The sequence below is a fragment of the Streptomyces purpurogeneiscleroticus genome (assembly GCF_020024005.1).
Taxonomy (GTDB): domain Bacteria; phylum Actinomycetota; class Actinomycetes; order Streptomycetales; family Streptomycetaceae; genus Streptomyces; species Streptomyces purpurogeneiscleroticus.
The window spans coordinates 1-8595 of record NZ_NHSG01000492.1 but is presented as its reverse complement, the minus strand read 5'-3'; the positions used below and the strand labels follow the sequence as shown (position 1 = coordinate 8595).

Sequence of the window (8595 nt, the reverse complement as noted above, 5' to 3'; positions counted from 1 at the left end):
CAGCCCACGGTCCCGGAGCCCGCGCAGCCGTACGCCACGCAGCCCGAGCCCGCCCTCGCCCAGCAGCCGGTGGCTCCGCAGCAGGGTCAGCAGGACCAGCAGGCCCAGATGCACGCGGCGCCGACCATCGCCGCCCCCATAGCGCCGCCGGCCGGCACGCCGCCGCAGGCGCCGTACGGTATGCCGCAAGACGGCCCGCAACAGGGGCAGCCCGCTCCCTACGGAGCCCCTGCCCCGGCGGCCCCCTATGGAGCGCCCGCGCCCTATCCGGGCCAGCCCGTGCCACCGCCCGCCCAGCCCGGTCCGTACGGCCAGCAGCCGCCCGGCTACGGGCAGCCCGCGCCGCAGGGCAGCGGGCAGTACGCCGTGCCGCAGCAGGGCGGCCCGGGGCTGGAAGCCTCGCTGCAGAAGTACCGGGAGGCCCCCACAGGGCAGCGCTGGACGCCCCAGAGCGAGAAGCTGATCCGGGTCGACCTCGGAGTCGACGGACAGCCGGTGCTGGCCCGTCAGGGCAGCATGGTGCTCTACCAGGGCAAGGTCGACTTCAGCTACAAGGGTGCCGGCTTCCGCGGCCGCATCGTGGGCAACGCCACCGGCCAGGAGATGCAGCTGATGCGCTGCTCCGGCCAGGGCCAGGTCTTCTTCGCGGAGAACAGCGCCCATGTGCACCCCATCGAGCTGCAGGGCGACGCGATCTGCGTCAACGCCGAGAGCGTGCTGGCCTTCGACGAGTCGCTGCAGCACGAGGTGCGCCGTATCGAAGGGCACGGCATCCCCGGAGGCGCGCTGTTCACCATGCAGTTCCAGGGCACCGGCACGGTGGTTGTGAAGACCGCGGGAACGCCTGTCGTCCTGCCCGTCACTCCGACCACCTTCGCGGACGCCAACGCCATCGTCGCGTGGTCCGCCGCTTCCCAGGTGATCATCTCCAGCCAGGTGCGGCTGCGCCGCAGCGCCTACCCAGGCCACTCCGGCGAGACCGTGAACCTCCAGTTCCGGGGTGCGCCCGGCAACTTCATCGTCGTCCAGCCCTACGAGGTCTGAGGGAGCCCGTCATGACTCAGCAGCAGCTTTCGGGCTACGCCCCGACCGCACCCGCGGCCCGTATGGAGAACCACGGCAGTGCGATGGTGAAGATCGCCATGCAGAGCGGCCAGGACGTCTTCTGCCGCACCGGCTCGATGGTCGCCTATGAAGGCTTCGTCCAGTACGAGCCGAACCCGCCGGCCGTGCGCCAGACGGCCTCCCAGTGGCTGACCGGCGAGGGCGCGCCCCTCATGAAGGCCGGCGGCGACGGCCTGCTCTACCTCGCCGACTACGGCGCGGACGTCGTGTGCCTGAACCTCAACGACGACGCGATCTCCGTGAACGGCACCAACCTGCTCGCCTTCGACGCGCACCTCCAGTGGGGCGTCCAGCGCGTCAAGGGGATGGCGAAGTTCGCGGGACAGGGATTGTTCAACGTGGGGATCGCGGGCACCGGATGGGTCGCGCTGACCTCGCGCGGCACTCCGATCGTCGTCGACTGCGGCCGCGGCGAGGACGAGACCTATGTGGACCCGGACGCGCTCGTGGCCTGGTCGACGAATCTGAACGTGAAGGGCAAGCGCAGCTTCAAGGCGTCCTCGATGATCGGGCGCGGCAGCGGCGAGGCGTACCAGCTCGGCTTCTCCGGCCAGGGCTTCGTGGTCGTACAGCCCAGCGAGGACAGCGCCGACCGGCTCCGGGCCCGGGGCTGAGGGGGAGGACTTCCGTAACCATGCAGAGCCCGCTTTTCGCCTACACAGAGGCGCAGACCCAGGACCGGTACGCGCTGCAGAACCCGCAGTTGCTGCGGGTTGCGCTCACCGGCCACGAGGACCTGCTCGCCCGTAAGGGCACGATGGTCGCCTATCAGGGGCTGCTCGAATTCGACGGGGAGTACCAGACCCCGAACCAGCAGCGGCGGCGCGCCCGGGCCGGCGAGGGCCTGGACCTGATGCGCGTCTCCGGACAGGGCACGGTCTACCTGGCCAACCTCGCCCAGCACGTCCACCTCGTGGACGTCGATCACGACGGGCTGACCGTCGACAGCAACTACGTGCTCGCGCTGGACTCCACGCTCCACTGGGAGGTCATCTCCGTGGACAGCCAGTACGGCATCTCGGGCACCGGCAAGTACCAGCTCAACATCTCAGGGCAGGGCAAGGTCGCGCTGATGACCTCGGGCCAGCCGCTGATGATGCAGGTCACGCCCGACAAGTACGTCAACGCCGACGCGGACGCGGTGGTCGCCTGGTCGACCTCGCTGCGCGTCCAGATGCAGGCGCAGACGCATTCCTCGGGCGTGTGGCGGCGCCGCGGCAGCACGGGCGAGGGCTGGGAGCTCAGCTTCCTCGGACAGGGCTACGCGCTCGTCCAGCCCAGCGAACTGCTGCCGCCGCAGAACGCCGTCATCGGGCAGGGCCTCGCCGCCCAGTACGGGATGGGGCAGCGTGGCGCCCACGGGCAGAACCAGGGCAACATCTTCACGAACTGACACGAACTGAGGGACGCCCTCAGGCGGGCCTCAGAGACGCGCGAGCGGGCCCGGCACTCACTGTGCCGGGCCCGCTCGTCGTGCGTCCTACAGCAGCGCTCTGGTCCGCTCCATGAGGCGTACCACCGACTCGTCGGCCACGTCCGGCACCTCGTCGTACGGGAACCAGCGCAGGTCCAGTGACTCGTCGCTGATCGCCTCCGTGGCGCCCTCGGGGGCCAGCGCGGCGTACTGCACGTCCAAGTGCCACGCGCAGGGCGTGTGATGGCGGTCCAGGCGCACCGGGCCGCCCGGCAGCAGCGTCAGTCCCTGGGCGATACCGGACTCCTCGCGTGCCTCGCGCAGCGCCGCGTCCGCCAGCGTGGCGTCCCCGGGCTCGCAGTGGCCGCCCATCTGCAGCCACATCCGCAGCTTCTTGTGCAGCGTGAGCAGCACCCTGCCGCGCGACGGGTCGATCACCAGGGCGCTCGCCGTGAGGTGCCCGTCGCCGCAGGGCTTCCACATGCCGTCCGGGTGGGTGGCCAGGTGGTCCAGGTACGCCAGCCGCAGCTGCTCCTGGTCGGGAGCGGGCGCGGGCCACTCCTTGAGGACCCGCGCCGCGTTCTCATGAAGGCTCACGGTCACTTCGTGCCGTCGCCCTCGCCGCTGTCCTTGCCCTCGGGACCGTCGCCCTCGGAGCGCTCGCCCTCGGCGCCCTCGTGCTTGGTCAGGTCCGGCTTGCCGCCCTCGGCCGTGCCCTTCGCCGCCTCGCCGAGCATCTTGTCCAGCTCGGAGAAGTCCAGCTGCTCGCGGTGCACGAAGCCGTCCGGGTCGTCCAGGTCCTGCGCCGTGGGGAGCATGTCCGGGTGCGACCACAGCGCGTCCCGGCCCTCCAGGCCGCGCGCGTCCGTGAGCGAGGCCCACAGCCGCGAGGCGTCCCGCAGGCGCCGCGGGCGCAGCTCCAGGCCGATGAGCGTGGCGAAGGTCTGCTCGGCCGGACCGCCGGTCGCCCGGCGCCGCCGCAACGTTTCGCGCAGCGCGTCGGCCGACGGCAGGTGCGGGGCCGCAGCGGCGTGCACCACCGCGTCCACCCAGCCCTCCACGAGCGCCAGCGCCGTCTCCAGACGGGCCAGCGCGGCCTTCTGCTCCGGGGTGTCCTCGGGCTGGAACATGCCCTGCTGCAGCGCGTCCTGCAACTGCTCCGGATGCGCCGGGTCGAGCTGGCCGACCGCGTCCTCCAGCTTGCTGGTGTCGACCTTGATGCCGCGTGCGTAGCCCTCGACCGCACCGAAGAGGTGCGAGCGCAGCCACGGGACGTGCGCGAAGAGGCGCTGGTGGGCGGCCTCGCGCAGCGCCAGGTACAGCCGCACCTCCTCGGGCGGTACGCCCAGGCCGGAGCCGAGCGCCTCGACGTTGCCCGGCAGCAGGGCGGCCTTGCCGGCCGGGCCCAGCGGCAGCCCCACGTCCGTGGAGCCGACGACCTCGCCGGCCAGCGTGCCGAGCGCCTGCCCGATCTGGGTACCGAACATCGCGCCGCCCATGGAGCGCATCATCCCGAGCAGCGGGCCCGCCATGGCCTGCATCTCCTCGGGGAGCACGTCGCCCATCGCGGCGCCGACGCGCTCGGCGACCGGGTCGACCAGTTCCTGCCACACCGGGAGGGTCTCCTCGACCCACTCGGCGCGGCTCCAGGCGACCACGCTGCCCGCGCCCGACGGCAGCGACGTCACGCCGTCCAGCCACAGGTCGGCAAGGCGCACGGCCTCCTCGACCGCGGCCCGCTCACCGGGCGCCACGCTGGCGTCCTTGCTGCCGTCCGGGGCGCCCTGCGCCACCGTCTGGCGCGCGATGTCCTTGGCCATCTCCCAGTTCACCGGGCCGCCCTCGTACGAGAGCATCTGGCCGAGCTTCTGGAAGGCGGCTCCGAGGTCGCCAGGGTTCATCTCGCCCCCGGGCCCTCCCATGCCGCCGAAGAGCGCCGCGAACGGGTTGTCCGCGCCGCCGCTCCCGCCGCCGAACCCGAACGGATTCGCGGGGCCCTGGTTACCTCCCTGGCCGCCCTTCTGCTTGCCGTTGTCGCCGTCCTCCGGCTCCTCCGGCGGAAGGCCGAATCCGAATGGGTTGTCACTCACGGGTTTCCTCGGCTCGTAGGGCCGCCGGCCCCGGGCCGACGGCGGCTGCCCGACATTCCCTTCCAGCCTAGAGGGTGCCCGGCCGTTCTCCGCGGCCGCGGAGAAGGTCGGCCGGACACCTCCTGACACCCCGCGCCGCTCCGGGGCTCGGTGCTTGGCTGTCGGGGCGCCTGCGGCAGGATGGACGCACGCTGGTTCGTACGCGCCGGTGCGCATACGTACTGAAGACAACCGCTGGAGACGCCCGGTGAGTTCCCCAGATCCGACCGTTCGCGCAGCGCGAAACAGTGCTGCCAGGCCCGAGAAGACGTCCGATACGACCCTCCCCGGGGCCGCCGCGCCGCAGCACCGCCCCGTCGTGGCGGTCACCGGCGCCGCCTCCGGTATCGGCGCGCTGCTGACCCGCGCCCTGCTGGAGTCCGACGAGGTCAAGCGGGTCGTGGCCATCGATGAGCGGCGCGGGGACGACGAGGACGCCGACTGGCACGTACTGGATGTCCGCGACCCCGCCATCGCCGAGAAGCTCCGGGGCGCCGACGTCGTCGTCCACCTGGCGCTCGATCTCGACCTGGAGACCGACCCGGCCGCCCGCACCGCGTACAACGTGCGCGGCACCCAGACCGTCCTGACCGCGGCCGCCGCGGCAGGCGTGCACCGGGTCGTCCTGTGCACCTCCGCGATGGTCTACGGGGCGCTGCCCGACAACGACGTCCCGCTCTCCGAGGACGCCGAGCTGCGCGCGACCGCGGACGCCACCGGGGTCGGCGACCTCATGGAGATCGAACGGCTGGCCCACCGGGCGCCGCGCGCCCACCCCGGACTGAACGTCACGGTGCTGCGCCCCACCGTCCTCGTGGGCGGCACCGACACCGCGCTGACCCGGTACTTCGAGTCGCCGCGCCTCCTGGTCGTCGCGGGCTCCCGTCCCACGTGGCAGTTCTGCCACGTGGAGGACCTGGTCAGCGCCCTGGAGTACGCCGCCCTGGAGAAGGTCGAGGGCGAGCTCGCGGTGGGCTGCGACGGCTGGCTGGAGCAGGAGGAGGTCGAGGAGCTCACCGGTATCCGCAGGATGGAGCTGCCTTCCTCGGTGGCCCTCGGCGCCGCGGCGCGGCTGCACCGCATCGGGCTCACGCCCTCGCCCGCCGGCGACCTGGCGTACACGATGCACCCGTGGGTGGTCAGCGGCAGCCGGCTGCACGACGCGGGCTGGCGGCCGCGCTGGACCAATGAGGAGGTGCTCGCCGAGCTCCTGGAGGAGGTCGCGGGGCGGCACACGGTGGCCGGGCGCCGGCTGGGCCGAAAGGACGCCACCGCCGCCGGTGCGGCGGGCGCGACCGTCGCGCTGCTGGGCACCGCCGCACTCGTACGCCGCGCCCGTAAGGCCCGGCGGCGTCTCTGAGGCGGCGCGGCGGCGCCTCTCGGGCCACGCGCACCACAGGGGTGCCGGGGACCGTACGGAAGCGGTGGCTCCCTCCGGACGGCGGGAATGCGTCGTCCGTACGCGGCGGCAGTCCCCCTACGGTCTGGTAGGACCCTCCATAAGGCGGTACGTACACCAGGTGAAACAGCCATTCCCCCGCGCCGCGTCCGTGGGGCACGATGGGCACATGTCTGGTACGAACCACCACTCGTCGCCGCGCCCCGATCACCCCGGTGAGCAGGGGACAGCGGATCCGATCCGGCTGCTGGGCATCCGGGACACGCCGCTGTCCGTGGACGAGGTGTTCACAGCCGTCGGGGACGCCGCGTCCGGCGGGACCGCCCTGTTCGTCGGCACCGTCCGCTCGCACGACGGCGGCTCGGACGTCGACGGGCTCGGCTACTCCGCACACCCGACGGCCGAGGCGGAGCTCCGCAGGGTCGCGGAGAAGGTGGCGGCGGACTTCCCCGTCCGGGCGCTGGCCGCGGTCCACCGGGTGGGGGATCTGCGCATCGGTGACCTCGCGGTCGTCGTGGCGGTGTCCTGCGCGCACCGGGGCGAAGCCTTCGAGGCGTGCAGACGGCTCATCGACGACCTCAAGCACGAGGTCCCCATCTGGAAGCACCAGACGTTTTCGGACGGGACAGAAGAATGGGTCGGCGCGTAGCGCCGTCTTCTGGGGGCGGAGGTCGGGCGACGGGAGGGCGGGTCGGCGCATAGCGCCGCCTTCCGGGGGTGGAGGCCGGGTGACGGGAGGGCAGGTCGGCGCGTAGCCCCCTCCACGTGATCGGTTCGCTCCCATGGCGTAAAGAAAGCGTGTAGGGCGCATTCATGGGGCGCGCGGGAGTCGTGAGCTGCCCATAAGTGGGTACGCGCTCTCTACGGGCGCCCCGCCGCAGACGCCCGGTGATCAGCCGGACAGCCGACATCATCCTCCGGTTGCGTAACCCGCCCCCGGGCCTGAGCGTTGAGCTGTCGGATGGTTAATCTGCTTATTCGTCGTTGCGGTTGTGTACAAGGGGTCGGGAGGCCGCTATGGGTGCGCTTCTCTGGTTGCTGATTCCGGTTCTCGCCGCACTGGCTGCGGGCGTGTGGAGTACGTGGACCATGAGGTACCGCAAGGCCGGGGATGTTGCCGAGCTCGCCGGGTACGCCCGTTTCCGAGAGGCAATGGAGCGGGAGGACGTGCCGCCCGCGGAGGTCCGTTCCGACGCGGCCTGAGCCACGTACGGACGGCCCCGCGGGCCGCTTGTCATACCCGTCCCGTACTGTCGTTCCATGCCACGCCGGACCGCGACGCTCCTCGCTTCGACCCTCATGCTGATCGCGCTGTTGTGCGCCGGGGTGCTGATTCCGGTGCCGTACGCGCAGATGACGCCGGGGCCCACGGTCAACACCCTCGGCGACCATGGCGGCGAGCCGGTGCTGCAGATCGACGGCCGCAAGACGTATCCGACGTCCGGTCATCTCAACATGACGACGGTCCGTGTCACCGGCCCCGACTACCGCATGAACCTCTTCGAGGCGGCGTACGGCTGGCTGGCGCACGACAGCGCCGTGGTGCCGCACAAGACGCTGTACCCGGACAACCAGACGGCCGAGCAGGCCGACCAGGAGAACGCCGAGGAGTTCAGCCAGTCCCAGGAGAGCGCCAAGGTGGCGGCCCTGAACGAGCTGCACATTCCGGTGGACTCGCAGGTCGTGGTCGCCTCGGTCATGAAGGACACTCCGGCCGACGGCACGCTGCACGCCGGTGACGTCATCAAGGCGGTGGACGGTACGGCGGTGAAGCGGCCCGCGGACGTCGCCGGGATGGTCACGAAGCACAAGGCGGGCGAGAAGGTCACCTTCACGCTGGTCCCGGCCAAGGAAGCGGCCGCGGCGGAGAAGAAGGGCCGCAAGCCCTCCGGTGGCCGCCAGGTCTCGCTGACGACGAAGAAGGCCACGGACGGCCGGGCCATCGTCGGCATCCAGGCCGGTCTCGATCACACGTTCCCGTTCGAGATCGACATCAAGCTCGCCGATGTGGGTGGTCCGAGTGCGGGGCTGATGTTTGCTCTCGGGATCGTCGACAAGCTCACGCCCGAGGACCTGACCGGCGGGAGCTTCGTCGCCGGTACGGGAACGATCGACGAGAAGGGCAAGGTCGGGCCGATCGGCGGTATTTCCATGAAGACCGTCGCGGCCCGCGACCAGGGCGCCGAGTACTTCCTCACTCCGAAGGACAACTGCGCGACCGCGGCCAAGGACACCCCGGACGGGCTCCGGCTCGTCAAGGTGAACACCATTCACGACGCGACACAGGCCCTGTCGAAGATCCGCAAGGGCGACACGGCGCACTTGCCGAGCTGCACGCCTGCCGCGCACTCCTGACGGCAGCTCGGGGCCGCACGGGCGCTCTGGCCGAGCGCCCCGAGCCGGCTCGGGGCGCGCCCCGAGCCGGCTCACCCCACGAGCGCGCTCCGAGCCGCCGAGCCCACTGTGCTCGTCCTGAAGCCCCAAGCCCCCGTGCGCGCCCATGAAGCCGCCAAGCCCCCCCGTGAGCG

Annotated in this window: 9 protein-coding genes; 7 read left to right on the top strand and 2 right to left on the bottom strand. The window is 71.7% G+C overall.

Going from position 1 to position 8595, the window contains the following annotated elements:
• The 3 genes from CCS38_RS35125 to CCS38_RS35115 form a co-directional block, all read left to right on the top strand.
• A partial coding sequence (locus tag CCS38_RS35125; RefSeq protein WP_223737675.1) for an AIM24 family protein occupies positions 1-1044 on the top strand: 1044 nt, incomplete at its 5' end.
• An 11-nt stretch (positions 1045-1055) separates the two neighbouring features.
• A complete protein-coding gene (locus CCS38_RS35120; protein WP_223737674.1) occupies positions 1056-1739 on the top strand; it encodes an AIM24 family protein in 684 nt (227 codons plus the stop codon).
• Positions 1740-1759: 20 nt separating this feature from the next.
• Positions 1760-2518 carry an AIM24 family protein gene (locus CCS38_RS35115; protein ID WP_223737673.1) on the top strand — a complete coding sequence of 253 codons (759 nt, stop codon included), beginning with the start codon at positions 1760-1762 and terminating at the stop codon, positions 2516-2518.
• 87 nt (positions 2519-2605) lie between these two features.
• Here CCS38_RS35115 and CCS38_RS35110 read toward each other — a convergent pair whose 3' ends face one another.
• Positions 2606-3136, bottom strand: coding sequence for an NUDIX hydrolase (locus tag CCS38_RS35110; protein WP_223737672.1), 531 nt, complete (start codon positions 3134-3136; stop codon positions 2606-2608).
• Between the two features lie 2 nt (positions 3137-3138).
• The gene (locus tag CCS38_RS35105; RefSeq protein ID WP_223737671.1) at positions 3139-4629 is read right to left on the bottom strand and encodes a zinc-dependent metalloprotease; all 1491 of its coding nucleotides are present in this window, start codon (positions 4627-4629) and stop codon (positions 3139-3141) included.
• Positions 4630-4876: 247 nt separating this feature from the next.
• On the opposite strand from CCS38_RS35105, the gene CCS38_RS35100 reads away from it, so the two are divergent.
• The 4 genes from CCS38_RS35100 (at position 4877) to CCS38_RS35085 (ending at position 8422) form a co-directional block, all read left to right on the top strand.
• On the top strand, positions 4877-6028 hold the full coding sequence (locus CCS38_RS35100) for an SDR family oxidoreductase (protein ID WP_308050912.1): 1152 nt from the start codon (positions 4877-4879) through the stop codon (positions 6026-6028).
• A gap of 208 nt (positions 6029-6236) precedes the next feature.
• A complete protein-coding gene (locus tag CCS38_RS35095; RefSeq protein WP_223737669.1) occupies positions 6237-6716 on the top strand; it encodes a molybdenum cofactor biosynthesis protein MoaE in 480 nt (159 codons plus the stop codon).
• A 368-nt stretch (positions 6717-7084) separates the two neighbouring features.
• Positions 7085-7270 carry a hypothetical protein gene (locus tag CCS38_RS35090; protein ID WP_223737668.1) on the top strand — a complete coding sequence of 62 codons (186 nt, stop codon included), beginning with the start codon at positions 7085-7087 and terminating at the stop codon, positions 7268-7270.
• Positions 7271-7327: 57 nt separating this feature from the next.
• Positions 7328-8422, top strand: a complete 1095-nt coding sequence (locus CCS38_RS35085; protein WP_223737667.1) for a YlbL family protein — start codon at positions 7328-7330, stop codon at positions 8420-8422.
• The last annotated feature ends 173 nt before the right edge of the window (positions 8423-8595 follow it).

What these genes read in the sequence shown, in the direction of transcription:
- CCS38_RS35120 (WP_223737674.1), top strand. Translation starts at nt 1,056, where the DNA reads ATGACTCAGCAGCAGCTTTCGGGCTACGCCCCGACCGCACCCGCGGCC.
- CCS38_RS35115 (WP_223737673.1), top strand. Translation starts at nt 1,760, where the DNA reads ATGCAGAGCCCGCTTTTCGCCTACACAGAGGCGCAGACCCAGGACCGG.
- CCS38_RS35095 (WP_223737669.1), top strand. Translation starts at nt 6,237, where the DNA reads ATGTCTGGTACGAACCACCACTCGTCGCCGCGCCCCGATCACCCCGGT.
- CCS38_RS35090 (WP_223737668.1), top strand. Translation starts at nt 7,085, where the DNA reads ATGGGTGCGCTTCTCTGGTTGCTGATTCCGGTTCTCGCCGCACTGGCT.
- CCS38_RS35085 (WP_223737667.1), top strand. Translation starts at nt 7,328, where the DNA reads ATGCCACGCCGGACCGCGACGCTCCTCGCTTCGACCCTCATGCTGATC.